This is a genomic window from Pseudomonas purpurea (assembly GCF_039908635.1).
Classification (GTDB): Bacteria; Pseudomonadota; Gammaproteobacteria; order Pseudomonadales; family Pseudomonadaceae; genus Aquipseudomonas; species Aquipseudomonas purpurea.
The window spans coordinates 264050-290816 of record NZ_CP150918.1 but is presented as its reverse complement, the minus strand read 5'-3'; the positions used below and the strand labels follow the sequence as shown (position 1 = coordinate 290816).

The window sequence follows — 26767 nt, the reverse complement described above, 5'->3', positions numbered from 1 at the left end:
TATGTGCGGCGGTTAGACCGCGTCTCTAGGCAACATCAACCCAAGCGGCAACCGCACCCGCGCTTCCAGACCACCACCGGTGCGGTTGCGCAGTTCGACATTGCCGCCATGCATCGACGCAATCCGCTTGACGATGGCCAGGCCTAGCCCGGTGCCCTTGCCGCCGCGCGCACGGTCGCCACGGGTGAAGGGGTTGAAGATCGCCTCCAGCTCCGACGGATCGATCCCGGCGCCACGGTCCATGACGCTCAGCACCACGTACGGCGCACTGACATCCCCCGAGACATACGCCGCCACTTCGACGCCGTTGCCGGCGTGATGCAAGGCGTTGCCGATCAGGTTGTTCAGCAGGCGCTTCATCGATACCCGACGCAACGGGAACGGCTGGATCGGCTCCAGGCGCAAACGCACCCGTTCTTCGTTCTGGTTGTAAGGCGCTGCCACTTCACGCACCAGATCACTCAGGTCGACTTCTTCCACCGACTCGTCCCGACCATCGCGGATGAACGCCAGGAACTGGTCGAGAATCGCGTCCATGTCTTCGATGTCACGCACCATGTCGTCGCTCAAATCACTGTGGTTGCCCATCAGCTCCAGCGACAGCCGCAACCGCGTCAGCGGTGTACGCAAATCATGGGACACCCCGGCCAGCATCAACTCGCGCTCGCGTCCGGCCTGTTCGACGTCCTCGGCCATCTGGTTGAAGGCGCGATACACCTCGGCCATCTCGCTGGGCGTGTCGCTGATCGGCAGCCGCACGCTGCGGCCCTGGCCCAGTTGCCGTGCGGCATAGACCAAGCGCTTCAAAGGCTGGTTGAGCTGGCTGACGAAGATCCAGGCCGACGCCGTGGACAGCAGCCCGATGGCGAGGAACCAGCCAAGCACGTTCCAGATTTTCTGGCCGCGCAACGGATGCGGGTACAACGGCACTTTCAGCCAGCCGTCGCCCAGGCTCGGCGCCCGAACCCAAAGCGCCGGCGGGGAATGCATGCGTAATCGCACTTCCGTGTCGGCGCCCAGTTCGGCCTGCATCTGGCGTTGGTAGATTTCGCTGTACGGCCAGTGTTGTTCGCCCTCGGGCACACCGGCACCGACCACGCGGATCAGGGTCGCGGCATCGGCGATCTTCTCGCGGTTGACCTCATCGGCCGCCCAATAGGCGCGCAACGTCAGGGCGACACCGTGGCTGTACTGGCGGTCCACCAGCACGTCCTCGTTCATCAACAGATAAACCAGGGTCAGCGCCTTGGAGAACAGCACGACGATCAGCACCAGCCAGAGGGTGCGCGAGAAGAAACTCTGGGGGAACCACACGGGGGTTTTCATAGACGACAGCTACACACTTTGCAGGAGCGAGCGAGGCTCGCAGAATTGCGGATCGCGAATCAACCGGACGCCGTCAGGCGACGCCCGCCCGGTTGACCCGCTCCTACAAATCACCGGTTACTTGGTTGCGGCGCCGTCCGGCACGAACACGTAACCCACACCCCAAACGGTCTGGATGTAGCGCGGCTTCGAAGGATCAGGCTCGATCATCCGGCGCAGACGGGAAATCTGCACGTCGATGGAACGCTCCAGGGCATCCCACTCGCGGCCACGGGCCAGGTTCATCAGCTTGTCGCGGGTCAGCGGTTGACGGGCGTTCATGACCAGCGCCTTGAGCACCGCAAACTCACCGGTGGTGAGCATGTGCACTTCGTCGCCGCGCTTGAGTTCGCGGGTGGCCAGCGACAGCTCGTAGTCACCGAAGGTCACGCTTTCGTCTTCGCTGCCCGGCGCGCCCGGCACCGGTGCCGCCTGGCGACGCAGGACCGCTTTGACTCGCGCCATCAACTCGTCCGGGTTGAACGGCTTGGACAGGTAATCGTCGGCGCCCAGCTCCAGACCCTTGATACGGCTCAGCTCGTCGCCCTTGGCGGTGAGCATGATGATCGGGATCTGGTTGTTCGACGCACGCAGACGGCGGCAGGCGGACAAACCGTCTTCACCGGGCAGCATCAGGTCGAGGACGACCAGGTTGAAGACTTCACGCGCCAGCAAACGGTCCATTTGCTCGACATTCGGCACCGCGCGAGCGCGGAAGCCCTTGCTGACGAAAAAACGTTCCAGCAGGCTGCTGAGCCCTGGATCGTCGTCAACGATAAGAATTTTTTCGCCTTCAGCAGTTTGTGCAGTGCTGCTCATTGGATGCTCCTTTGATCTCGGCGCGCATTATGGCGTAGCTGCCGTTATACGCACCGTGTGCATTGTTAGCAGATTTTTCCTCTGTGGCCAGTAATCCGGCCATTGTGCCTACAGGTCGCAATGCCCCCATCGGGCAGATCGGCGGGTATAATGCGCGGCCTTTTGTGTCGGGCAACGTCTGATCGTTATTGTCAGTGGCGGCTTTTTATTTTTCATCGCCTGGCAGTAATTTTTCGATTCCACGGGTCAATGGGAAGCCTTTTGACCCAGGTAGCGGCGCAGGCCAGGCCGCTCAACCAGACTCGCAGGGCCCTATTCCTGCGCCCGCGAGCCTGCTTTCACAATTTGTCAGGTGGTTTTATGGACAGCATCAACAGCCGCATCGCCGAGGAACTCGGTGTACGCCCACAACAGGTCGAAGCGGCCGTCGCGCTACTCGATGAAGGCTCCACGGTGCCCTTCATCGCCCGCTACCGGAAAGAAGTGACCGGCAGCCTCGATGACATCCAGTTGCGTCATCTGGAAGAACGTCTGCGCTACCTGCGAGAACTCGACGAACGGCGCATCAGCATCCTTGCCAGCATCGAAGAGCAAGGCAAGCTGACCCCTCAACTGGAACGCGACATCAAGCTCGCCGACACCAAGACCCGCCTCGAAGACTTGTACCTGCCGTACAAACAGAAGCGCCGCACCAAGGGCCAGATCGCCCTGGAAGCCGGCCTCGGTGAACTGGCCGACGGCCTGTTCAACGACCCTTCGCTGGCCCCGGACGCCGAAGCTGCACGCTTCATCAACGCCGAAAAAGGCGTGGCAGACACCAAGGCTGCCCTCGAAGGCGCCAAATACATCCTCATGGAACGCTTCGCCGAAGACGCCGGCCTGCTCGACAAGCTGCGCAGCTACCTGAAGCAGGAAGCCACCCTGAGTGCCCGCGTGATCGCCGGCAAGGAAGAGGAAGGCGCCAAGTTCCGTGATTACTTCGAACACGACGAACCTCTGAAAAGCATGCCGTCGCACCGCGCCCTTGCGATTTTCCGTGGCCGCAACGAAGGCATCCTCAGCTCCGCGCTGAAAGTCGGCGACGAACTGCCGGGCACCATGCACCCGTGCGAAGGCATGATCGGTCAGCAATTCGGCATCGCCAACCAGAACCGCCCGGCCGACAAATGGCTCGGTGAAGTGGTGCGCTGGACCTGGAAGGTCAAGCTCTACACCCACCTGGAAACCGACCTGCTGGGCGAACTGCGTGACGGCGCCGAGACCGAGGCGATCAACGTCTTCGCCCACAACCTGCACGACTTGCTGCTGGCCGCCCCGGCCGGCCCGCGTGCCACCCTGGGCCTGGACCCGGGCCTGCGCACCGGCTGCAAGATCGCGGTGGTCGATTCCACCGGCAAGCTGCTGGACCACGCCACGGTGTACCCGCACGTGCCCCACAACAAGTGGGACCAGACCCTCGCCGTGCTCGCCGCACTGTGCGCCAAGCACTCGGTGGACCTGATCGCCATCGGCAACGGCACCGCCAGCCGTGAAACCGACAAGCTCGCCGCCGAGCTGATCAAAAAATACCCGGCCATGAAAATGACCAAGGTCATGGTCTCCGAAGCCGGCGCTTCGGTGTACTCGGCCTCGGAACTGGCTTCCAAGGAATTCCCGGACCTCGACGTGTCGATCCGTGGCGCGGTGTCGATTGCCCGTCGCCTGCAAGATCCGTTGGCCGAACTGGTGAAGATCGACCCGAAATCCATCGGCGTCGGTCAGTACCAGCACGACGTGTCGCAACTGAAACTGGCCCGTGGCCTGGACGCGGTAGTCGAAGACTGCGTAAACGCCGTCGGCGTGGATGTGAACACCGCGTCCGTGGCGCTGCTGGCCCGTATCTCCGGCCTCAACGCGACCCTGGCGCAGAACATCGTGACCCACCGCGACGAACACGGCGCCTTCAAAACCCGTGCAGCGTTGAAGAAAGTCGCACGTCTGGGCGAAAAAACCTTCGAACAGGCTGCCGGTTTCTTGCGCGTGATGAACGGCGATAACCCGCTGGACTCGTCGGCGGTTCACCCGGAAGCCTATCCGCTGGTGCAGCGTATCGCCGCTGAAACCGACCGTGATATCCGTTCGCTGGTCGGCGACGCCAGTTTCCTCAAGCGTCTGGATCCGAAGAAGTACACCGACGAGACTTTCGGCTTGCCGACGGTCACCGACATCCTGCAAGAGCTGGAAAAACCGGGTCGCGACCCGCGTCCGGAGTTCAAGACCGCCGAGTTCCAGGACGGCGTCGAAGACCTCAAGGACTTGCAGTTGGGGATGATCCTCGAAGGTGTGGTGACCAACGTGACCAACTTCGGTGCTTTCGTCGATATCGGCGTGCATCAGGACGGTTTGGTGCATATCTCGGCACTTTCCGAGAAGTTCATCAAGGACCCGCGTGAAGCGGTGAAGGCCGGCGATGTGGTCAAGGTCAAGGTCATGGAAGTCGACATCCCGCGCAAACGCGTCGGTTTGTCGATGCGCATGAGCGACACCCCGGGGGAGAAGATCGACGGTGCCCGTGGCGCGCGCCCAGGTTCGGCGCCGCGTCAGCCTTCGAACACCGCACCGCGCAAGGAAACCACCGCCGCTGCACCGAGCAACAACGCCATGGCGTCGTTGTTCGCCAACGCCAAGCAGTTGAAGAAACGCTGATGGACGTGCCGGCCGAGCTGATCGAAAGCGCGTTTTTCCACTTGCTCGGCTGCCGTTTGCACAGTCTTGAGGCCGGGGTGGCGCACGTCGCCCTGGCCCTTGAGCCTGAACTGCGTAATCGCGGTGGCAAGCTGCACGGCGGGGCGATCTTCAGCCTGGTGGACATCGCCATGGGGCTGGCCTGCTCCAGCACCCATGGTTTCGACCAGCAGAGCGCGACGATCGAATGCAAGATCAACTACATCCGCGCCGTCGCTGACGGCGAGGTGATGTGCACGGCGCGGGTCATTCACCCGGGCCGGCGCACGCTGGTGGTTGAAGCGGATGTGATGCAAGGCGACAAACTGGTCGCAAAAGCACAAGGCACGTTCGCTGTCCTGTAGCTAGCAGTCATCGATTTGAGTTAATTTCGGCGCTGCGAATCCTGTGGGAGCGAGCAAGCTCGCTCCCACAGGATTCGCAGTTTCTGAATGACCGGCATTAGGCCTATCCGGCTCCAGAACCAGGCGAAAACGCCAGTTTTAACTTCACCCTTGTAGACCGTCTTGCCCACCCCCATATTGGGGCGACTGACGCGTGAAGGAATCCAACTTGAGCGAACTTCTCAACCGCCGCCTGGCTCTGCTCGGCGAGCGCGCTAACCTCTCTCTGCTCGAGCAGTGCCTGCACGGCATCGAGCGCGAATGCCTGCGCGTTACCGGCGAGGGTCGCCTGGCACAGACTCCGCATCCGGAAGCACTGGGCGCCGCGCTGACCAACGAACAGATCACCACCGACTATTCCGAATCGCTGCTGGAGTTCATCACGCCTGCCCTGCCGGACCCGGCAGACACACTGGCGAGCCTGGACAGCATTCACCGTTTCGCCTACAGCAAACTCGGCAACGAGTACCTGTGGAGTCCATCGATGCCGTGCCCGTTGCCGGCCGAGGAAGACATCCCGATTGCCTATTACGGCACCTCCAACATCGGTCAGCTCAAGTACGTCTACCGCAAGGGCCTGGCCCTGCGCTACGGCAAGACCATGCAGTGCATTGCCGGGATTCACTACAACTTTTCCCTGCCGGAAAAGCTCTGGCCGCTGCTCAAGGAAGCCGAAGGCTTTGTCGGTACTGACCGCGACTATCAGTCCTCGGCCTACATCGCGCTGATCCGCAACTTCCGCCGCTACAGCTGGCTGCTGATGTACCTGTTCGGCGCATCGCCTGCGCTGGATGCCGGGTTCCTGCGTGGCCGCGCCCACCAGTTGGAACAACTGGACGCCGACACGCTGTACCTGCCGTACGCCACCAGCCTGCGCATGAGCGACCTGGGTTACCAGAGCAACGCGCAAGCCGGGCTGACGCCGTGCTACAACGATTTGAGCAGCTACACCGACAGCCTGCGCAAAGCGGTGGCCACGCCTTACGCGCCGTACGTCGAAGTCGGCACGCACAAGGACGGTGAGTGGGTTCAGCTCAACACCAACATCCTGCAGATCGAAAACGAGTACTACTCCAACATCCGCCCCAAACGCGTGACCTACACCGGCGAGCGGCCGATTCAGGCACTGGTGGCCCGTGGGATTCAGTACGTCGAAGTACGCCTGCTGGACATCAATCCGTTTATGCCAATGGGCATCGACCTGCCTGAAGCACGTTTCCTCGACGCGTTCCTGCTGTATTGCGCGCTTAACGAGAGCCCGTTGCTGACCGCCAACACCTGCAGCAACGCCACCTCGAACTTCCTCAGCGTGGTCAAGGAAGGTCGCCGTCCGGGCCTGCAATTGCAGCGGGACGGCCAAGCGGTCGACCTGAAAGAGTGGGCCTTCGAGCTGCTGGAAAACATCGCCCCACTGGCCGCGCTGCTGGATCAAAGCCACGGCGGTGATGCCCACGGCAAAGCCCTCGACGCACAACTGGCGAAGATCAAGGATTCGTCCCTGACCCCTTCCGCTCAGGTGCTGGCCGCAATGAGCGAGCACAAGGAAAGCTTCGCCCGGTTCTCCCTGCGCCAGAGCCAGGCCCATGCCGAGTTCTTCCGCAGCGAACCGCTGGCGGCCGAAGAGCAGGCACGCTTTGATGCGTTGGCGCGCTCGTCGCTGGCGCAACAGGCTGAGCTGGAACAGAACGAAGTCGGCGATTTCGATGTGTTTGTCGGCTCGTATCAGGCGAGCATTTTGGCGATCAGTAACTAGACATACATCTCTGTGGCGAGGGAGCTTGCTCCCGCTCGGCTGCGCAGCAGTCGCAAGTGCAGTGACCGAATTTAATCTGACACGACATCACTGCTGTATTGGGAGTCCTTCGGCCTCCAGCGGGAGCAAGCTCCCTCGCCACAAAAGCGCTACGTGCTTACTCCAGCCTAAAGTTTTCCGCTCATAAGCTCATTCGAAAAAGTTATTTATTTTCGAGTTCTTAGATCATTTAGTCTCATCACTCGCCGAAACCCCGGCCGCCTGATGAGGACTTTCATGATGAAACGGCATTTCCCCCTTCGCCTCCTGGCGGCCGCCTCCCTGGCCGCAGCCAGCCTGTTTGCTCAAGCAGCCGACTTCACCGTGGCCTACCAGACCACCGTCGACCCGGCCAAAGTTGCCCAGGCCGACGGCGCCTATGAAACCGCCACCCACGCCAAAATCGACTGGCGCAAATTCGACAACGGTGCCGACATCATTGCCGCCATTGCTTCCGGCGATGTGCAGATCGGCTACCTCGGTTCCAGCCCCCTGACCGCCGCGATCACGCGCCAGGTTCCGGTGCAGACCTTCCTCATCGCCACCCAGATCGGCGCCGCCGAAGCACTGGTGGCGCGCGACGGTTCCGGGATCAAGACCCCGCAAGACCTGATCGGCAAGAAAATCGCCGTACCGTTCGTCTCCACCGGTCACTACAGCCTGCTGGCCGCGCTGAAACACTGGAACATCGACCCCTCCAAAGTGCAGGTCCTCAACCTCGCGCCGCCGGCGATCATTGCCGCGTGGAAACGCGGTGACATCGACGCCACGTACGTGTGGGACCCGGCGCTGGGCGTGGCCAAGGAAAACGGCAAGGTGCTGATCACCTCAGGCGAACTGGCCAAGTTCGGCGCGCCGACCTTCGATGCCTGGATCGTGCGCAAGGACTTCGCCGAGAAACACCCGGAAATCGTCACCGCGTTCGCCAAGGTCACCCTCGACGCCTACGCCGAATACCGCAAAGACCCGCAAGCCTGGCTCGCGGATAAAGGCAACGTCGACAAGCTGGTAAAACTCTCTGGCGCCAAGGCCAGCGACATCCCGTTGCTGCTGCAAGGCAACGTCTACCCGCTGGCGGCCGATCAGGTGATCACCCTCGGCGCACCGACCACCAAAGCCATCACCGACACCGCCACGTTCCTCAAGGAACAGGGCAAGGTCGACGCCGTCCTGCCGGATTACGCGCCGTACGTCAGCGCCAAGTACATCACTAACTGATCGGAGTACACCGCGATGGCTTTGCTACAGCTGGAGCGCATCAGCGCACAGTACCCAGGCAGCCCTGAACCGGTCCTGGCGGATATTTCCTTGAGCCTCGGGCCCCAGCAATTGCTGGTGGCCCTCGGCCCGTCCGGCAGTGGCAAGACTTCGCTGTTGAACCTGATTGCCGGTTTTGTCGAACCCAGCGCCGGGCGCATCACCCTCGATGGCGTGCCGGTCAAAGGCCCGAGCGCCGAGCGCGGCGTGGTGTTCCAGGACGACGCATTGTTGCCCTGGCAGGATGTGTTGGCCAATGTCGGGTTTGGCCTGGAACTGGCTGGCGTCCCTCTGGACGCACGCGAAATCCGCGCCCGTGAAATGCTCGCGCTGGTGGACCTCGCCGGGTTCGATTCACGGCGCATCTGGCAGCTCTCGGGTGGCCAGAAGCAACGGGTTGGCCTGGCCCGCGCGCTCGCCGCCGACCCGCGCGTCTTGCTGATGGACGAACCGTTCGGCGCCCTCGACGCCTTCACTCGCGAACAGATGCAGGAACTGTTGCTGCAAGTCTGGCGACGCACCGCCAAACCGGTGTTCCTGATTACCCACGACATCGAAGAAGCGGTGTTCCTGGCCACCGACCTGATTCTGCTGGCGCCAAACCCTGGGCAGATCGTCGAGCGCCTGAGCCTGGATTTCGGTCAGCGCTACGCGGCCGGTGAATCGGCCCGTGCGATCAAGTCCGACCCGCGTTTTATCGAAACCCGCGAACACGTTCTGGCCCGTGTGTTCTCCCAACGGCAGGAGCGCGCCTGATGAGCAGCTATGAGATTGCGCCGACGACCACCAAACCCTCCCGCTCACCGACCGTGACCCCGCTGCGACGCAGCCTCGGCACTCGCTGGATCAGCCTGCTGACCCTGTTTGCGCTGCTCGGTCTCTGGTGGGCGGTGACCGCCAGTGGCCTGATCGAACCGTTGTTCCTGCCGCCCCCTTGCGCCGTGTTGCAAAAAGGCTGGCTGCTGGTGACCACCGGTTACATGGATTCGACCCTTTGGCAGCATCTGGGAGCGAGCCTGAGCCGTATCGGTCTGGGCCTGGGTTTTGCGGTGCTGACCGCCGTGCCGGTGGGCATCGCCATCGGGCACAACCGTATCGCGCGCGGCATTCTCGATCCGCTGATCGAGTTCTACCGCCCTATTCCACCGCTGGCTTATCTGCCACTGATTGTGATCTGGTGCGGCATCGGTGAACTGTCCAAGGTGTTGCTGATTTACCTGGCGATCTTCGCCCCGATCGCCATCGCCACGGCCACCGGCGTACGCACCGTCGACCCGGCCAAACTGCGCGCCGCCCAGTCACTGGGTGCGACTCGGGCACAGTTGATTCGTCATGTGATTCTGCCCAGTGCCTTGCCGGACATTTTGACCGGCGTACGGATTGGCCTGGGCGTGGGCTGGTCGACGCTGGTTGCCGCCGAACTGATCGCCGCCACCAGCGGTCTGGGCTTCATGGTCCAGTCGGCCGCACAGTTTCTGGTCACCGATGTGGTGGTGTTGGGGATTCTGGTGATCGCACTGATCGCCTTCGCCATGGAAATGGGCCTGCGCGCCCTGCAACGCAAACTGGTGCCGTGGCACGGCCAGACCCACTAAATAAACATGTGGGAGCGGGCTTGCTCGCTCCCACAAACAGCTCAGCGCCCCGGATTGAAGAAAACCACCATGAGCACCCTGAACATCGTCCCTTTAAGCTCCGCCCTCGGCGCGCAAATCAGCGGCGTCGATATCTCCCGGCCGCTGACCGTCGAGCAACGCGATGCCATCGAGCAGGCACTGCTCAAGCATCAGGTGCTGTTCTTTCGCGACCAGCCGATCAACCCGCAGCAGCAAGCGCGGTTCGCGGCGAATTTCGGCGACCTGCACATTCACCCGATCTACCCGAACGTGCCGGAACAACCTGAAGTCCTGATCCTCGACACCGCTGAAACCGACGTACGCGACAACGCCGTGTGGCACACCGATGTGACCTTCCTCCCGACCCCGGCGCTGGGCGCGGTACTCAGCGCCAAGCTGTTGCCGGAATTTGGCGGCGACACGTTGTGGGCCAGCGGCATTGCCGCTTATGAAGCCTTGTCCGAACCGATGAAAACCCTGCTGCACGGCTTGAGCGCGACCCACGACTTCGTCAAATCCTTCCCGCTGGAACGCTTCGGCACCACCCCTGAAGCCCTGGCCCAATGGGAAGAAGCACGCCGCAAGAACCCGCCGCTGTCACACCCGGTGATCCGCACCCACCCGGTGAGCGGGCGCAAGTCGTTGTTCGTCAACGAAGGCTTCACGACGAAGATCAATGAGCTGACAGAGACGGAAAGCGAGGCGATTCTGAAGCTGCTGTTCGCCCACGCCACCCGCCCGGAATTCACCATCCGCTGGCGCTGGCAGCAACACGACGTGGCCTTCTGGGACAACCGCGTGACCCAGCATTTTGCGGTGGACGACTACCGCCCGGCACGCCGGGTGATGCACCGGGCAACGGTGTTGGGGGATGTGCCTTACTGAGTGATAACACCCAGGTTATGGATCAACACAACGACGAGGCGCACTAACAAACGTTCAACATCAACACTCGCGGCACTTACAACACCCTGCGCGAAGCCGCGACCCGCTTGAATGACGGCCGCCCCGGATTAGGGCTGGGTCAACGGGCAGCTTTTGCGGGTGAATGGCGGGTTGGTTTAAAGCCATGGCGCGCAGAGACGCCTATGCTCGATATGACGGGGTGAATCCGAGAGGACGCCTTCGCGGGCAACAGACATTTGAAGGGCGGAGCGCACCATGCACACCACCATCATCATTACCTTCGGCCTGGTCCTGCTGGCGTTGATGCTGTTCATTGGCCAGAAACTCGGCTTCAGCCGCCAGACCCTGACCTACGGTTTCGTGGTGCTGTGGCTGGCGCTGACCGTGATCAACGGCGCCATCGGCATGATCACCGCCGGCCAGTCGCTGACCTCCGAGTTGATGGTCGGCTTCATGGTGTTTGGCGTACCAGTGGCGGCGCTGGTGCTGTTCATGGCCTTGAACAATACCTGAGCGCCACCGGCCCTCGATCAACGCACCAGGTGCAGGAACTGCATGTGCCGTTCGTACTGGTCGAGGATGTCGTTGATGATCTGCTCCTTGGTGTAGCCCACCAGATCGTAATCCTGACTGCCCTCACTCAAGTGCACTTCGGCCCGGTAATAACGACGGTTGTTGAGTTCCTTGGAACCCATCCCGCCACGGGCGAAGGACGGCGTGAAGTAGCCGCGCATCTGCACCTGATAGATGAACGGGTGCTGTTCGCCATGACCGATTTCCAGGCTGACGCTGTCGTTGGCCGGGTCCGGCTGCGTGACCACGTTCAGGCCTTTCTCGACGAACACCGCCGTCACTTCCTCAATCGCCGGACGCACTGTCGTGTCGAGGAAACGGTACACCTCGTCGCGAGACGGGAAGTGCACCGCCTGACTCAAGCGCTGACGCCAGCCGCCCTTGCCGCGCCGCGATGCCGAGACCGGCGCCAACGAGTGCAACTGGGCAATCTGCTTCTGCGACTCCAGGTAGAACGCCTTGTGCAGCCCCCACATCATCAGCAGCAAAATCATCGAAAACGGCAGCGAAGTGAGTACCACCGCGGACTTCAGCGAATCGATGCTGCCAGCGAACAACAGCGCACTGGTCACCAGTGCGGTCATCGCGCCCCAGAACACCCGCAGCCATTTCGGACCGTCCTCATCGGCATTGCCGCCCTTGGCCGACAACGTCGAGAGCACCACGGTGCCGGAGTCGGCCGAGGTAACAAAGAACACGAAGCTGATGAACACCGTCACGGCGATCACCGTTTTGCTCCACGGGTAGGTTTCCAGCAGCAGGTAAAGGGTCATCGACGGGTTGTCGATGGCCGACAGGCCAAGGGCGCTCATGCCGTGATTGAGCACTTGATCAATGGCGCTGTTGCCGAAGATCGACATCCACGCGAGGGTGAAACCGAGCGGAATCAGCAGCACGCCGAAGACGAATTCACGAATGGTCCGGCCACGGGAAATCCGTGCGATGAACAGGCCCACGAACGGCGACCATGCAATCCACCAGGCCCAGTAGAACACCGTCCAGCCGCCCAGCCAGTCGCTGGGTTTGTCGTAGGCGTACAGGTCGAAACTCTTCATCGGCAAGGCGCCGAGGTAGTCGCCGAGGTTCTGGATCAGGGTGTTGAGCAAGTGCTGGGTAGGCCCGGCGAACAACACGAACAGCAACAGCGCGCAGGCCAGCAGCATGTTGATGTCGGACATCACCCGCACGCCTTTATCCACGCCCGCCACCGCGACAATGATCGCCGCGCCCATCATCAGCGTGATCAGGCCGACCTGAATCCACTGGGTGTGGGCGATGCCGAACAGGTAGTCGAGGCCCGAATTGAGGTGCAACACGCCGAAGCCCATGTCAGCACCCAGGCCAAACACCGTGGCGATGATGCCGAAGCCGTCCACCGCGTAACCGATAGGGCCGTTGATGCGTTTGCCGATCAGCGGGTACAGCGCCGAGCGCAGGGCCAGCGGCAGGTTATGCCGATAGGCGAAGTACGCCAGCGCCATGCCGACAAAAGCAAACACGCCCCAGCCATGCAGGCCCCAGTGCAGAAACAGAATCTGCATCGCCTGGCGCGCCGCATCCGCCGTGCCGGCTTCGCCCTGGGGCGGTTGCAGCATGTGGGTCAGGGGTTCGGAGACGCAGAAGAAAAACAGCGTGATGCTGATCCCGGCGGCAAACAGCATGCCGGCCCAGGACAAGTAACTGAATTCGGGCTCGTCGTGGTCGGCACCGAGTTTTATCTTGCCGTAGCCAGATAAAGCGGTGACCACCACGAAGACCAGATACAGGGTCATCGCCAGCATGTAGTACCAGCCGACCGTGTTGGCCGCCCAGTTTTGCGCCGCCAGAAGCCAGGCGCCGGACTGTTGCGGGAAGGCAATAACCACCAGGCCGAACAGCAGAATGAAGGTCGCCGCGAAGTAGAACACCGGCGGATTCATGCGGATTTGACCGCTGGGAGGGGTGGACGATGCACTCATGACGCGTGCACCTCAAGGGGGTAAAACGTGGCTGTCAATAACGGACTCAGCAAAGGCAAGCCTCCTGTTGTGAGCGGGCAGCGAACCACCGGTCTAACTTGAATGAACGTTCAAGTTAAACATGGATGGGCTTTGAGGACTAATCGCAAGGCTCGGCGGCACTGTTCGTACGCTAGCTCAAGGAAGGGTATGACGTGGGGTTGAACGGAATCGTTCACCGGAAAAATCAGCTAAATTCCATTCTCGCGATTCGGCTTGAAACCTTTCGCGAGCAAGCCCGCTCCCACAGTGGTTTTCTGTCGTTCACAGATGTTGTGTTCGACGCAGATCCATTGTGGGAGCGAGCTTGCTCGCGATGAGGCCGGGTCAGTCAGTCGAGATTCCGGGATTTATTTCTGCGTCCCATCATCATGCTGCAAATTCGCCTGCGTCAGGTTGCACCCGGCCGGCACGCTGCGGGTCAGCCAGACGTTGCCGCCGATGGTCGAGCCCTTGCCGATGGTGATCCGCCCCAGAATCGTCGCGCCGGCATAAATCACCACGTCATCTTCGACGATTGGATGGCGCGGGTGGCCCTTCTGCAACTGGCCGTCTTCGTCGGCCGGAAAGCGCTTGGCGCCGAGGGTCACGGCCTGATAAATACGCACGCGCTCGCCGATGATCGCGGTCTCGCCGATGACCACGCCCGTTCCGTGGTCGATGAAGAAGCTGCGGCCAATCTGCGCGCCCGGGTGGATGTCGATGCCAGTGGCCGAGTGGGCGATTTCCGCACTGATCCGCGCCAGCAGCGGCAGCCCGGCGCGATACAAATGGTGGGCCAGGCGATGGTGAATCACCGCCAGAATCCCCGGATAGCACAGCAACACTTCATCGACGCTGCGCGCCGCCGGGTCGCCGTGATACGCCGCCAGCACATCGGTGTCGAGCAGGCTGCGCAAGCCCGGCAAGGCCAGGGCGAAATCCTGAATCAGGCTGATGGCCTGCTTTTCAACGGCAGTGTCGACCTGGGCGCTGTGGCGCGCCACATAGCGCAACTCAAGCCGCGCCTGGCCGAGTAAGGCATTGAGCGCCACGTCCAGGGTGTGGCCGACGTAAAAGTCTTCACTTTCCTCGCGCAAATCCACCGGCCCCAGCCGCATCGGGAACAAGGCGCCGCACAGCGCTTCGAGGATTTCTGCCATGGCCGCACGTGAAGGCAACTCCCGTCCGCCCTGCTCGCCGCTCACCCGACCATTTTGCGCTCGCCACTGATCGCGGGCGGTACGCAGTTGACTGACGATGGTCTGCAATTGCCAATGGCTGGAACGCTCGCTCACGGTAAAGATTCCTCACGACGGGCGGCCGGACAATCGGGCCGCGCAAACGGCGTTCACTTTACGGCATCGCTCCAAGCCAGATTTAAGAACTAATTGTTCTGTTCTCAGCATTTTTTGGCATAAGCGAATGCAGGTTGCCCCGCCATATCAGCCTGCCTATAGTCCAGACATCTCCTGTAACCAGTACGGCACCATGATCAAACAACAGCTTGCTCGCTTCAATCGACTGGACCTGCTGGGCAACCCCACCCCCCTGGAAAAGCTCGAACGCCTGTCGGCCTGGCTGGGGCGCGATGTGTACGTCAAACGCGACGACCTGACGCCGCTCGCCATGGGTGGCAACAAGCTGCGCAAACTCGAATACCTCGCCGCCGATGCCCTGGCGCAAGGGGCCGACACCTTGATCACGGCCGGTGCGATCCAGTCCAACCATGTGCGCCAGACCGCCGCCCTGGCCGCGAAACTCGGCCTGGGCTGCGTCGCCCTGCTGGAAAATCCCATCGGCACCCATGACAGCAATTACCTGGGCAACGGTAACCGGCTGTTGCTGGAACTGTTCGACGCCAAGGTCGAGTTGGTGGACAACCTGGACAACGCCGACCAGCAACTGCAAGCACTGGCCGAGCGGCTGCGCAGCAACGGCAAAAAGCCTTACCTCGTGCCGATTGGCGGCTCCAATGCATTGGGCGCGCTGGGTTACGTACGCGCCGGGTTGGAACTGGCCGAGCAGATCAAGGACACCGGGCTGGACTTCGCCGCCGTGGTCCTGGCCTCGGGCAGCGCCGGCACTCACAGCGGCCTGGGCCTGGCCTTGAGCGAAGTGTTGCCACAGCTGCCGGTGATTGGCGTCACGGTCTCGCGCAGCGACGAAGACCAACGCCCGAAAGTCCAGGGCCTGGCCGAACGCACCGCCCAATTGCTCGGCGTCTCGCTGGCCGCAAGCTTCAAGGTCCAATTGTGGGATGAGTATTTCGCCCCTCGCTACGGCGAACCGAATGCCGGAACCCTGGCGGCTATCAAGTTGCTGGCCAGTCAGGAAGGTCTGTTGCTGGACCCGGTCTACACCGGTAAGGCCATGGCCGGCCTGCTCGATGGCATCGGCCGCCAGCGCTTCGATGACGGCCCGATCATCTTCCTGCACACCGGTGGGGCGCCGGCGTTGTTTGCCTACAACTCGGCGTTTTGAGCCTGTCGGAATAAGGTCTTCTGTGGCGAGGGCGTTCGCACCCGCGCCACAGAATTTGTACGCAGACCTTATATTCCATAAAGGAATAACAACGTGAATTTACAGTATTTTCACATCTAAGAAACCCGTCATATAGTCTCGCCACAGGCGAAGTTGCCACAAGACGCATACGCTTGCAGTTAAGGCAGGATGATGCAGCCGTCCAGATCCCGCTTTGCCTTCTTATCCAATAACGTCTTCATAAGAAAACACAGGGGCTTGTCATGAATTTTTCCGCACTACGTCGAAATCTGCTTCTTGGCTCGCTGGGTCTGGCACTGGGTGCTGGCCTGATGGGGCAAGCGGTCGCGGGTGAACAACTGCAAAAAATCAAGGACGCCGGCGTGATCAACGTCGGCCTGGAAGGCACTTACCCACCGTTCAGTTTCGTCGATGCCGACGGCAAACTGGCCGGCTTCGAAGTCGAGTTCTCCGAAGCCCTGGCCAAAGAGCTGGGTGTGAAGGTCAAACTGCAACCGACCAAATGGGACGGCATCCTCGCGGCGCTGGAATCCAAGCGTCTGGACGCGGTGATCAACCAGGTGACCATCTCGGACGAGCGCAAGAAGAAGTATGACTTCTCCGAGCCGTACACCGTTTCCGGGATTCAGGCACTGACACTGACCAAGAACAAAGACACCATCAAGACTGCCGCCGATCTGGCCGGCAAGAAAGTAGGCGTAGGTCTGGGCACCAACTATGAGCAGTGGGTCAAAGCCAATGTGCCTGCGGCTGACGTGCGCACCTACGAAGATGACCCGAGCAAGTTCCAGGATCTGCGCGTCGGCCGCATCGACGCCATTTTGATCGACCGTCTGGCCGCGCTGGAATACGCCAGGAAAGCCAAGGACACTGCCGCCGCCGGCGAAGCGTTCTCCCGCCAGGAAGCCGGTATTGCCCTGCGCAAAGGCGAACCTGAGCTGCTGGCCGCGGTGAACAAAGCCATCGACAAGCTGCGGGCCGACGGTACGCTGAAAACGCTTTCGGAAAAATACTTCAGCGCTGACGTTACCCAATAATGGAAGCAGGTTTCCAACTCGCGCTCGACTCCGCGCCCTTTCTGCTCAAGGGCGCGTACTACACGGTCATCCTCAGCCTGGGCGGGATGTTCTTCGGCCTGCTATTGGGCTTCGGCCTGGCCTTGATGCGCCTGTCGCGCTTCAAACTGGTGAGCTGGATCGCCCGCATCTACGTGTCGTTTTTTCGCGGCACGCCGTTGCTGGTGCAATTGTTCGTGATCTATTACGGCTTGCCGCAATTGGGCATCGAGCTTGATCCGCTGCCGGCGGCCCTGATCGGCTTCTCGCTGAACATGGCCGCCTATGCCTGCGAAATCCTCCGTGCCGCGATCAGCTCCATCGAGCGCGGCCAGTGGGAAGCTGCCGCCAGCATCGGCATGACGCGCGCGCAAACCCTGCGCCGGGCCATCCTGCCGCAAGCGGCGCGCACAGCCTTGCCACCGCTGGGCAACAGCTTCATTTCGCTGGTCAAGGACACCGCGCTGGCGGCCACCATTCAAGTGCCGGAGCTGTTCCGCCAGGCGCAGTTGATCACCGCCCGTACCTTCGAAATTTTCACCATGTATCTTGCCGCCGCGCTGATCTACTGGATTCTTGCCACGGTGCTTTCGCACCTGCAAAACCGGTTGGAAGAGCGGGTCAATCGGCACGACCAGGAGTCCTGACCCCATGATTGTCGTGGAAAAACTGACAAAGCAGTTCAAGGGGCAAGTGGTGCTCAACGGCATCAACCTGGAGGTCAAGGAAGGCGAAGTCGTCGCCATCATCGGCCCCAGCGGCTCGGGCAAGACGACCTTCCTGCGCTGCCTGAACTTTCTTGAAGAACCCACCAGCGGCCGGATCAAGGTCGGCGATATCGAGATCGATGGCAGCCGCCCGTTGAACCAGCAACAGGGGCTGGTGCGGCAACTGCGCCAGCACGTGGGTTTCGTGTTCCAGAACTTCAACCTGTTCCCTCATCGCACGGCGTTGGAGAACGTCATCGAGGGTCCGCTGGTGGTGAAAAAAATCCCCAGGGAGCAAGCGGTGGCGCTCGGCCGCAAACTGTTGGCCAAGGTCGGCCTCGCCGGTAAGGAAGACGCTTACCCGCGCAGGCTCTCCGGGGGGCAGCAGCAACGCGTGGCCATCGCCCGGGCGCTGGCCATGGAACCGGAAGTGATCCTATTCGACGAGCCCACGTCGGCGCTGGACCCGGAGTTGGTGGGTGAAGTGCTGGCGACGATTCGTGGCCTGGCCGAAGAGAAACGCACCATGGTCATCGTCACCCACGAAATGAGTTTTGCCCGTGATGTGGCCAACCGGGTGGTGTTTTTCGACAAAGGCGTGATCGTCGAGCAAGGCGAAGCCAAGGCGTTGTTTGCCAACCCGAAAGAAGAACGAACACGCCAGTTCCTCAGCAAGTTCCTGGACTCTTGAAAAGCCAAACATTTAATCTGCCTGCCACTCATTAGTTCTTCATCCATGGAAGGATGCTGACACTTCTCACCCCACCCATTCTTTCAAAGAATATGATGTGCACGATACTTATCGTCTTTTTATTACCGATAAAAATTTGATCCGCGCACAGTAAGCCCACCAATCAAACACATCACCCACTATTCAAACCTGACCCCTATCGTTAACTAGTCAACGCAAAGGCTGGCGGTATATAGATATACCCGACTCTGGATCCAGAACCTGTAACCTTCGACAACCGAAAATCAGAAAACCGCTCAGATAGCGCGGAAACACTGGCACACATAACCGCCGTGCCGAGGCAAAGTCCATACTGCGCGTAGACCATCACCTCCTGCACAGTAGGAACTTTCTGAATACTCCCGCTTTATAAAGTTACTCTCTCGCCGCTATTGACACTTCCCCACGCCCTCTCTTATCTAGCGACAACAGGCCTTTAGTCATTCCCTCAATTCACTAAAGACCTGCCCATTCATTACCAAACATTAAACTTTCATATTGCTGACCCCTTAACGCCTTTGATCTTTCCGAAACGGACTTCGTTGTAATGTTTCAAGGAGAATACTCATGACCTGCCTGTCGAACAGAGTTGAACTGGCCGCGCCCACGCTGGCGCAATCCACCAGAAACGGCATCAACCTGTGCGCTGCGGCGCACCTGTTGATCGAAATACCGCCCTACGCCGCCATGGACGAAGGCGATTTGATCGAGCTCTACTGGGACAACTGCTACGTGGCCTCCAGGGTGCTGACAGCCGCCGACCTTGGGGCCCCGGTGAGCCTGCGAGTCCCGCAGAGTTTTGTCGGCAATGGCACCTCCGGCACGCATTACCGGGTGATGCGCGTCGGTCACGGGCCGGTGCTGTCGGCCACCCGACGGCTGCACATCAAACTCGATTGCCCGGGCGGCCAGCCCCAACCCCTGGCGGACAATGAAAACCAGCACCTTGACCCGGTCATCCTCCCGGACCCGATCCGCCGTCATGGCGTCAATGCCAGCCAGATCAAACGTGGCGTGCCGCTGACCATCGCGCCCTACCTGAACATGGCGGCGGCGGATGCAATCACCTTGCGCTGGGGGGACGTGCGCATGGACTTGCCCAAGCTCAAGGCGAGCGAGGTCGGGCAGCCGATCAACGTCTGGGTCCCACCGGCGGTGATCCTTGAGGCGGGTGAAGATCCACGCCTGGAAGTGACCTACTGCATCCTCGACCGGGTCGGCAACAATTCGCGCTGGGCACCGGTGCGCACCTTGAAAATCGGTTGTGTGAATCCCTATCTGAAAGTGCCGTTGAAACCGGACCCCAAGACTGCTGAATCCCGAAAAAATTGAAACACATAACCAGAGATCAAGATTATTTGTGGCGAGGGAGCTTGCTCCCGCTGGGGTGCGAAGCGCCCCCAGCCCCTGTTGCCCCGTTGCATCAGTTGAATCGCAGTCACTGGTTTTACGACTGCTGTGCAGCCGAGCGCAACGGTGCGGCGTTCCGACAAGCTCCCTCGCCACAGAATCCCATTGCCAACGTTTCACAAAACTCTTAACCAACCGGGCCACTCACCCTTCTATACATATTCCTAAAAGTTAGTTTATTAATTATTTATACACGCTTAGGGTATATACACCGGACCACCGGACATTCTTGATTTCGATTTCGCCGCGCCAATGCGGCTTATCCATGAGATGTGAGGTAGGTATGGTCAGGAACAAAATCACCCCGGTGCAGATCGCCAGGGCATTGCGTGCAGCCAAGGAGCGGCACTGATGTCTAATCTGGCAGATGCAGGGGTCCAGACTGATCTGGACATCGCACCGTTGTTGTTGCCCGCGCACGTACTGAGCAGCGACGCTCAGGCACTCGAAGCCGCCCATGAACTCGCGCAAGTCGCCCGCCAGCAAGCGGCGCGGCGCGATCAACTGCGCAAATTGCCCTGGTCAGAAATTGAACAATTCACCCGCAGCGGACTCGGCAGCATTGCCATCCCTCGGGCGTACGGCGGCCCCGACGTTTCGTTCGTCACCATCGCCGAAGTCTTCGCCATTATTTCTGCGGCCGACCCGGCGCTCGGGCAAATCCCGCAAAACCAGTTCGGCATCCTCAACCTGTTGCTGCACACCGCTACCGAACGGCAGAAAAAACAGCTGTTTCAAAGCGTGCTCGAAGGCTGGCGGATCGGCAACGCGGGACCTGAACGCGGGACCAAAAACACCCTTGAACTCAAGGCCCGGATCACCGCTGACGGTGACGGTTTTGTCATCAACGGCCAGAAGTTCTACTCCACCGGCGCGCTGTTCGCCCACTGGATCGCCGTCAAGGCACTGAATGACGACGGCAAGCAAGTTATCGCGTTCGTCCGCCGTGGCACGCCGGGGTTGCGCATCGTCGACGACTGGTCGGGCTTCGGTCAGCGCACCACCGCCAGCGGCACCGTGCTGTTGAACAACGTGCGGGTCGAGGCCGAGCTAGTCGTGGAAAACTGGCGAATCAACGACAGCCCGAACATCCAGGGCGCCGTGTCCCAACTGATTCAGGCCGCCATCGACGCCGGCATCGCCCGTGGAGCCCTCGACGACGCCATTCAGTTCGTCCGTGAGCGCGCACGGCCGTGGATCGACGCCAAAGTCGAACGCGCCAGCGATGACCTCTACGTGATTGCCGACATCGGCAAACTGAAAATCGAACTGCACGCCGCCGAAGCGCTGCTGCGCAAGGCCGGGCAGGTCCTTGATCAGGTCAACGCGGCGCCGGTCACTGCCGAGTCCGCCGCCCGCGCCTCGATTGCCGTGGCCGAAGCCAAGGTGCTGACCACCGAGATTTCGCTGCTCGCCAGCGAGAAGCTTTTCGAGCTGGCCGGCAGCCGCGCCACGCTCGCCGAGTTCAACCTCGACCGTCACTGGCGCAACGCCCGCGTCCACACCCTGCACGACCCGGTGCGCTGGAAGTACCACGCGGTGGGCACCTATCACCTGAACGGCACCCTGCCCGCTCGGCATTCCTGGATCTGAACGACCAGAACACTTTTGACCAGATCTCTGGAGAAACACATGACTCTTTCCCAACACGTCGCGGTCATTACCAGCGATGAGCAAGCCCTCGTCGTCGCCAGCGATCTGGCCGACGACTTCAAGCGCGACAGCGCCGTGCGCGACCGTGAACGCCGCCTGCCGCACGCCGAACTGGAAGTCTTCACGCGCTCCGGTCTGTGGGGCATCACCGTGCCCCGGGAATTCGGCGGCGCTGCGGTTTCCAACGTCACGTTGGCCAAAGTCATCGCCCTGATCGCCCAGGCCGACAGTTCGCTGGGGCAGATCCCGCAAAACCATTTTTATGCCCTTGAAGTGCTCCGCGTAAACGGCACGCCCGAGCAGCAGAAACGCCTGTACGCCGAAGTCCTTGCCGGTCAGCGCTTCGGCAATGCACTGGCCGAACTGGGCACCAAAACCGCCCATGACCGGGTCACCCGCCTGACCCGTGATGGCGCCGGATTTCGCATCAACGGTCGCAAGTTCTACGCCACCGGGGCCATTTACGCGCAACGGATTCCGACCCTGGTGATCGATGAAAACGGCGTCCAGCAGTTGGCATTCGTCCCCGCGGATACCCAGGGCTTGAGCGTCATCGACGACTGGAGCGGCTTCGGCCAGCGCACCACCGGCAGCGGTTCGGTGGTGTTCGAAAACGTCTACGTGGCCGCTGAAGATGTGGTTCCGTTTCAAAGCGCTTTCGAGCGGCCGACACCGGTCGGCCCGCTGGCGCAGATTCTCCACGCGGCCATCGACACCGGCATCGCCCGCGCCGCCTATGAAGACGCCCTGCATTTTGTGCGGACCAAGACCCGCCCGTGGATCGATTCCGGCAACGAAAAAGCTACCGAAGATCCGCTGACGATCAAAAGCTTCGGCCACTTGAGCATCCGCTTGCACGCCACCGAAGCGCTGTTGGAACGCGCCGGCGAATTCCTCGACAAGGCCCAGGCCGACACCAACGCGCAGACCATCGCCGCAGCCTCGATTGCAGTCGCCGAAGTCCGCGCCATCAGCACCGAAATTTCCCTGGCCGCCGGCAGCACGCTGTTCGAACTGGCCGGCAGCCAGGCAACCCTCGCCGAACATGGCCTGGACCGCCACTGGCGCAATGCCCGCGTGCACACCCTGCACGACCCGGTGCGCTGGAAGTATCACGCGATCGGCAATTACTACCTCAACGATGAAAACCCGCCACTGCGGGGGACGATTTGATGAGTACGCCGCTGGAAACGAAAAAACAGATCCTGCTCAATGCCTTCAACATGAATTGCATCGGGCACATCAACCACGGCCTGTGGACTCATCCACGGGACAACTCGACCCAATACAAGACCGTCGAGTACTGGACCGAGCTCGCACAGTTGCTGGAACGCGGGCTGTTCGACGGTTTGTTCATCGCCGACATCGTCGGGGTTTACGACGTTTACCAGAACTCCGTCGATGTGCCGCTCAAGGAGTCGATCCAGTTGCCGGTCAATGACCCGTTGCTGCTGGTGTCGGCCATGGCTGCCGTGACGAAAAACCTCGGCTTCGGCCTGACCGCCAACCTCACCTACGAGCCGCCGTATCTGTTCGCCCGGCGCCTGTCGACGCTCGATCACCTGAGCCGTGGCCGGGTCGGCTGGAACATCGTCACCGGCTATCTCGACAGCGCCGCCAAGGCCATGGGCCTGAGCGAGCAGGTCGAGCACGACCGTCGTTACGACCAGGCCGATGAGTACCTCCAGGTGCTCTACAAACTCTGGGAAGGCAGTTGGGAAAACGACGCAGTGATCAACGATCCGCAGCAGCGGATCTACGCCCAACCGGGCAAGGTCCACAAGGTCGAGCACCACGGCGAGTTCTATCAGGTCGAGGGTTATCACCTTTGCGAGCCGTCACCGCAGCGCACGCCGGTGCTGTTCCAGGCCGGCAGTTCGGATCGCGGCCTGGTGTTCGCCGGGCAGCACGCCGAATGCGTGTTCATCAGCGGCCAGAACAAGGCCTCGACCAAGGTGCAGGTGGACAAGGTGCGCGCCAGCGCCATTGCCGCCGGGCGCAACCCTGAAGACATCAAGGTGTTCATGGGCCTGAACGTGATTGTCGGGGACACCGAAGACGCCGCGTGGGCCAAGCACGCCGAGTACCTGAGCTACGCCAGTGCCGAGGCCGGGGTGGCGCATTTCTCGGCCTCCACCGGGATCGATTTTTCCGCGTATCCGATCGACGAACCGATCCAGTACGTGAAGAACAACGCCATCCAGTCCGCCACCAAAAACCTGCAAAACAACGACTGGACCCGCCGCAAATTGCTGGAACAACACGCCTTGGGCGGCCGCTACATCACCGTGGTCGGCTCACCTGAACAGGTCGCCGATGAGCTGGAATCCTGGATCGCCGAAACCGGCCTGGACGGCTTCAACCTGACCCGCATCGTCACCCCGGAAAGCTATGTGGACTTCATCGACCTGGTGATTCCCGAGTTGCAGCGGCGTGGGTCGTACAAGACCGCCTACGAGCAGGGCACCTTGCGCGAAAAGCTGTTTCACGCAGCGGCGCATTTGCCCGAGCAGCACACCGGCGCAGCGTTCAGACGCTGATTCCTGTGGCGAGGGAGCTTGCTCCCGCTCGGCTGCGCAGCAGTCGCAAAACCTACTTACCGGTTTTATCTGGCACACCTCATTGAATGGCTTTGGGGCCGCTTCGCAGCCCAGCGGGAGCAAGCTCCCTCGCCACAAAATGCGCACACACATTAAATAATTGACTGGAAGAACCACCATGACCAAGAAACTGTTAACCCACCCAGTCAAAGCACTGGCCCTGGCCCTCGGCCTCTTCAGTTCCGTGACCTTCGCCGCCGACGCCCCGCTCAAGGTCGGCACCACCGCGGCCTTCGCCATCCCGCTGGAAGCCGCCGTCGAAGAGGCTGGCAAGCAAGGCCTGAAAGTCGAACTGGTGGAATTCAGCGACTGGATCGCCCCGAATGTCAGCCTGGCCTCGGGTGACATCGATGTGAACTACTTCCAGCACATCCCGTTCCTGGAAAACGCCAAGGCCGCCGCCGGTTTTGACCTGGTGCCGTTCGCGCCGGGCATTATCAACAACGTCGGCCTGTACTCGAAAAAATACAAAAGCTTCGATGAGCTCCCGCAAGGCGCCAACGTGGCCATCGCCAACGACCCGATCAACAGCGGGCGCGGCTTGCAACTGCTGGCCAAGGCCGGGCTGATCACCCTCAAACCGGGGGTCGGCTACAAGGCCACCGAGGACGACATCGTCGCCAACCCGAAGAAAATCAAAATCCTCCAGGTTGAAGCCGTGCAACTGGTGCGCGCGTATGACGACGCCGATCTGGTGCAAGGCTACCCGGCCTACATTCGCCTGGCGAAAACCTTCGACGCCACCTCGGCACTGCTGTTCGACGGCCTCGATCACAAGGAATACGTGATCCAGTTCGTGATCCAGCCAAAGAGCAAAACCGATCCGCGCCTGATCCGGTTTGTCGACATCTACCAGCACTCGCCGGTGGTCCGCGCTGCCCTGGATAAAGCCCATGGCAAGCTCTATCAAGCAGGCTGGGAAGGTTAACCATGAATGCCGCCAACGCCTCGCTTCGACTGCAAACACCCGCGCCTCGCAGCGCACAACAGACCGAACTGCACCCGGAACTGAACCGTGCCCACGTGCGTTTTATCGGCCTGGGCAAAACCTACAACGGCCAGCAAGGCCCGGTCGCGGCGCTGCATGGCATCGACCTGGCGATCCGGCGCGGCGAAGTGTTCGGCATTATCGGGCGCAGCGGTGCGGGCAAGTCATCGCTGATCCGCACCATCAACCGCCTCGAACAACCGAGCAGCGGCCGGGTGCTGATCGATCAGGTGGACATCGGCGAGTTCGATGAGGATCGCCTGGTGGCGCTGCGGCGGCGCATCGGCATGATCTTCCAGCACTTCAACCTGATGTCGGCCAAGACCGTGTGGCAGAACGTCGAGTTGCCGCTGAAAGTAGCGGGCGTGCCCAAGGAAAAACGCCAGCACAAAGTCCGCGAACTGCTGGAATTGGTCGGCCTGCAAGAGAAACACAAGGCCTACCCGGCGCAGCTTTCGGGCGGGCAAAAACAACGCGTCGGCATCGCCCGGGCGCTGGTGCACGACCCGGCGATTCTGCTCTGCGACGAAGCCACTTCGGCGCTGGACCCAGAGACCACTCAGTCGATCCTCGGCCTGCTGCGCGAGATCAATCAGCGCCTGGGGCTGACGATCATTTTGATCACCCATGAAATGGCGGTGATCCGCGATATCTGTGACCGGGTGGTGGTGCTCGAACACGGGCGGATCGTCGAGCAAGGGCCGGTGTGGGAAGTGTTTGGCAACCCGCAGCACGAGGTCAGCAAAACCCTGCTCGCGCCACTGCAACACGCACTGCCGCAAGAGCTGCAAAACCGTTTGCAGGCACAGCCGCAATCATCGGAAGCCGCCGTGGTGCTGCGCTTGCAGTTCACCGGCAGCCGCCAGGATGAGCCGGACCTGGCGGCGCTGTTCAGCGCCCTCGGCGCACGTGTGCGCTTGCTGCACGGCGGCGTCGAGCGGATTCAGGGGCATGCCCTCGGGCAGTTGCTGCTGGCGGTGAGCGGCTCGTCACTGGACGCCGAGGCATTGCGCCAACGCGCCGAACACTGGGCACAACACGTGGAGGTGCTGGGTTATGTGGTTTGATCGATTGCTTCAAGGGTTCATCGACACCTTCCTGATGGTCGGCGTGTCATCACTGATCGCGCTGCTGGCGGGCATTCCGCTGGCGGTGATTCTGGTCACCAGTTCCAAGGGCGGGATCTTCGAAGCACCGACGCTGAACCGCGCACTGGGCGTCTTCGTGAACCTGTTCCGCTCGATCCCGTTTCTGATTCTGATGGTCGCGCTGATTCCCTTCACTCGGCTGATCGTCGGCACCACTTACGGCGTGTGGGCCGCCGTGGTCCCGCTGACCATCGCCGCCACGCCGTTCTTTGCGCGCATCGCCGAAGTCAGCTTGCGCGAGGTCGACCACGGCTTGATCGAAGCGGCACAGGCGATGGGTTGCCGACGCTGGCACATCGTCTGGCATGTGCTGTTGCCCGAGGCGCTGCCGGGGATCGTTGGCGGCTTCACCATCACCCTGGTGACCATGATCAACTCCTCGGCCATGGCCGGCGCGATTGGCGCCGGTGGCTTGGGCGATATCGCGTACCGCTACGGGTATCAGCGCTTTGATAGCCAGATCATGCTGACGGTGATTGTGTTGCTGGTGCTGCTGGTGGCGGTGATTCAGTTGGGTGGGGATCGGTTGGCACGGGTGTTTAATAAACGTTGAACTAGAC

Annotated in this window: 23 protein-coding genes and 1 pseudogene; 20 read left to right on the top strand and 4 right to left on the bottom strand. The window is 61.2% G+C overall.

The window, feature by feature from the left end:
- Nucleotides 1-12: 12 nt before the first annotated feature.
- Complete coding sequence (locus AABM54_RS01300; protein WP_347903225.1) at nt 13-1326, bottom strand: ATP-binding protein; 1314 nt, start codon at nt 1324-1326, stop codon at nt 13-15.
- A 117-nt stretch (nt 1327-1443) separates the two neighbouring features.
- Nucleotides 1444-2184, bottom strand: coding sequence for a two-component system response regulator OmpR (ompR, locus tag AABM54_RS01295; RefSeq protein WP_347903224.1), 741 nt, complete (start codon nt 2182-2184; stop codon nt 1444-1446).
- A 360-nt stretch (nt 2185-2544) separates the two neighbouring features.
- Between ompR and AABM54_RS01290 the strand changes: the two genes are divergently transcribed.
- The 9 genes and pseudogenes from AABM54_RS01290 to AABM54_RS01250 all read left to right on the top strand — a co-directional run bounded on the left by AABM54_RS01290 (nt 2545) and on the right by AABM54_RS01250 (nt 11375).
- The gene (locus tag AABM54_RS01290; protein ID WP_347903223.1) at nt 2545-4869 is read left to right on the top strand and encodes a Tex family protein; all 2325 of its coding nucleotides are present in this window, start codon (nt 2545-2547) and stop codon (nt 4867-4869) included.
- The gene (locus tag AABM54_RS01285) at nt 4869-5252 is read left to right on the top strand and encodes a PaaI family thioesterase (RefSeq protein WP_347903222.1); all 384 of its coding nucleotides are present in this window, start codon (nt 4869-4871) and stop codon (nt 5250-5252) included. Before AABM54_RS01290 ends, AABM54_RS01285 begins: the two co-directional genes overlap by 1 nt.
- Before the next feature lie 208 nt (nt 5253-5460).
- Nucleotides 5461-7044 carry a glutamate--cysteine ligase gene (gshA, locus tag AABM54_RS01280; RefSeq protein ID WP_347903221.1) on the top strand — a complete coding sequence of 528 codons (1584 nt, stop codon included), beginning with the start codon at nt 5461-5463 and terminating at the stop codon, nt 7042-7044.
- 279 nt (nt 7045-7323) lie between these two features.
- The gene (gene tauA / locus AABM54_RS01275) at nt 7324-8301 is read left to right on the top strand and encodes a taurine ABC transporter substrate-binding protein (RefSeq protein ID WP_347906115.1); all 978 of its coding nucleotides are present in this window, start codon (nt 7324-7326) and stop codon (nt 8299-8301) included.
- A gap of 15 nt (nt 8302-8316) precedes the next feature.
- Complete coding sequence (gene tauB, locus AABM54_RS01270) at nt 8317-9096, top strand: taurine ABC transporter ATP-binding subunit (RefSeq protein WP_347903220.1); 780 nt, start codon at nt 8317-8319, stop codon at nt 9094-9096.
- Complete coding sequence (gene tauC / locus AABM54_RS01265; protein ID WP_347903219.1) at nt 9096-9935, top strand: taurine ABC transporter permease TauC; 840 nt, start codon at nt 9096-9098, stop codon at nt 9933-9935. Before tauB ends, tauC begins: the two co-directional genes overlap by 1 nt.
- Before the next feature lie 69 nt (nt 9936-10004).
- Complete coding sequence (gene tauD, locus AABM54_RS01260) at nt 10005-10841, top strand: taurine dioxygenase (RefSeq protein WP_347903218.1); 837 nt, start codon at nt 10005-10007, stop codon at nt 10839-10841.
- 23 nt (nt 10842-10864) lie between these two features.
- A pseudogene (locus tag AABM54_RS01255) lies at nt 10865-10960 on the top strand (3-ketoacyl-ACP reductase); the annotation flags it as partial.
- 157 nt (nt 10961-11117) lie between these two features.
- A complete protein-coding gene (locus tag AABM54_RS01250) occupies nt 11118-11375 on the top strand; it encodes a hypothetical protein (RefSeq protein ID WP_347903217.1) in 258 nt (85 codons plus the stop codon).
- A 17-nt stretch (nt 11376-11392) separates the two neighbouring features.
- Here the strand turns inward: AABM54_RS01250 and betT are convergent, their stop codons facing one another.
- Together betT and epsC are read right to left on the bottom strand one after the other, a co-directional pair.
- Nucleotides 11393-13354, bottom strand: coding sequence for a choline transporter BetT (gene betT, locus AABM54_RS01245; protein WP_347906114.1), 1962 nt, complete (start codon nt 13352-13354; stop codon nt 11393-11395).
- 428 nt (nt 13355-13782) lie between these two features.
- Entirely contained in the window at nt 13783-14709 is a 927-nt protein-coding gene (epsC, locus tag AABM54_RS01240; RefSeq protein WP_347903216.1) for a serine O-acetyltransferase EpsC, read from the bottom strand.
- 193 nt (nt 14710-14902) lie between these two features.
- Between epsC and AABM54_RS01235 the strand changes: the two genes are divergently transcribed.
- The 11 genes from AABM54_RS01235 (at nt 14903) to AABM54_RS01185 (ending at nt 26760) form a co-directional block, all read left to right on the top strand.
- Nucleotides 14903-15895, top strand: coding sequence for a D-cysteine desulfhydrase (locus AABM54_RS01235; protein WP_347903215.1), 993 nt, complete (start codon nt 14903-14905; stop codon nt 15893-15895).
- Nucleotides 15896-16158: 263 nt separating this feature from the next.
- The gene (gene tcyJ, locus AABM54_RS01230) at nt 16159-16953 is read left to right on the top strand and encodes a cystine ABC transporter substrate-binding protein (RefSeq protein WP_347903214.1); all 795 of its coding nucleotides are present in this window, start codon (nt 16159-16161) and stop codon (nt 16951-16953) included.
- On the top strand, nt 16953-17618 hold the full coding sequence (gene tcyL / locus AABM54_RS01225; RefSeq protein WP_347903212.1) for a cystine ABC transporter permease: 666 nt from the start codon (nt 16953-16955) through the stop codon (nt 17616-17618). Before tcyJ ends, tcyL begins: the two co-directional genes overlap by 1 nt.
- Before the next feature lie 4 nt (nt 17619-17622).
- The gene (tcyN, locus tag AABM54_RS01220; RefSeq protein ID WP_347903211.1) at nt 17623-18369 is read left to right on the top strand and encodes an L-cystine ABC transporter ATP-binding protein TcyN; all 747 of its coding nucleotides are present in this window, start codon (nt 17623-17625) and stop codon (nt 18367-18369) included.
- A gap of 606 nt (nt 18370-18975) precedes the next feature.
- Complete coding sequence (locus AABM54_RS01215; RefSeq protein ID WP_347903209.1) at nt 18976-19740, top strand: hypothetical protein; 765 nt, start codon at nt 18976-18978, stop codon at nt 19738-19740.
- Between the two features lie 429 nt (nt 19741-20169).
- A complete protein-coding gene (locus AABM54_RS01210) occupies nt 20170-21411 on the top strand; it encodes an SfnB family sulfur acquisition oxidoreductase (RefSeq protein WP_347903207.1) in 1242 nt (413 codons plus the stop codon).
- Between the two features lie 39 nt (nt 21412-21450).
- Complete coding sequence (locus tag AABM54_RS01205; RefSeq protein WP_347903205.1) at nt 21451-22644, top strand: SfnB family sulfur acquisition oxidoreductase; 1194 nt, start codon at nt 21451-21453, stop codon at nt 22642-22644.
- Nucleotides 22644-24011: an LLM class flavin-dependent oxidoreductase gene (locus AABM54_RS01200; protein WP_347903204.1), complete on the top strand. Its 1368-nt coding sequence runs from the start codon at nt 22644-22646 to the stop codon at nt 24009-24011. The genes AABM54_RS01205 and AABM54_RS01200 overlap by 1 nt, the downstream gene beginning before the upstream one ends.
- A gap of 178 nt (nt 24012-24189) precedes the next feature.
- Complete coding sequence (locus AABM54_RS01195) at nt 24190-24999, top strand: MetQ/NlpA family ABC transporter substrate-binding protein (protein ID WP_347903202.1); 810 nt, start codon at nt 24190-24192, stop codon at nt 24997-24999.
- 2 nt (nt 25000-25001) lie between these two features.
- Nucleotides 25002-26126, top strand: coding sequence for an ATP-binding cassette domain-containing protein (locus tag AABM54_RS01190; protein ID WP_347903201.1), 1125 nt, complete (start codon nt 25002-25004; stop codon nt 26124-26126).
- Nucleotides 26116-26760, top strand: a complete 645-nt coding sequence (locus tag AABM54_RS01185; protein WP_347903199.1) for a methionine ABC transporter permease — start codon at nt 26116-26118, stop codon at nt 26758-26760. The genes AABM54_RS01190 and AABM54_RS01185 overlap by 11 nt, the downstream gene beginning before the upstream one ends.
- The last annotated feature ends 7 nt before the right edge of the window (nt 26761-26767 follow it).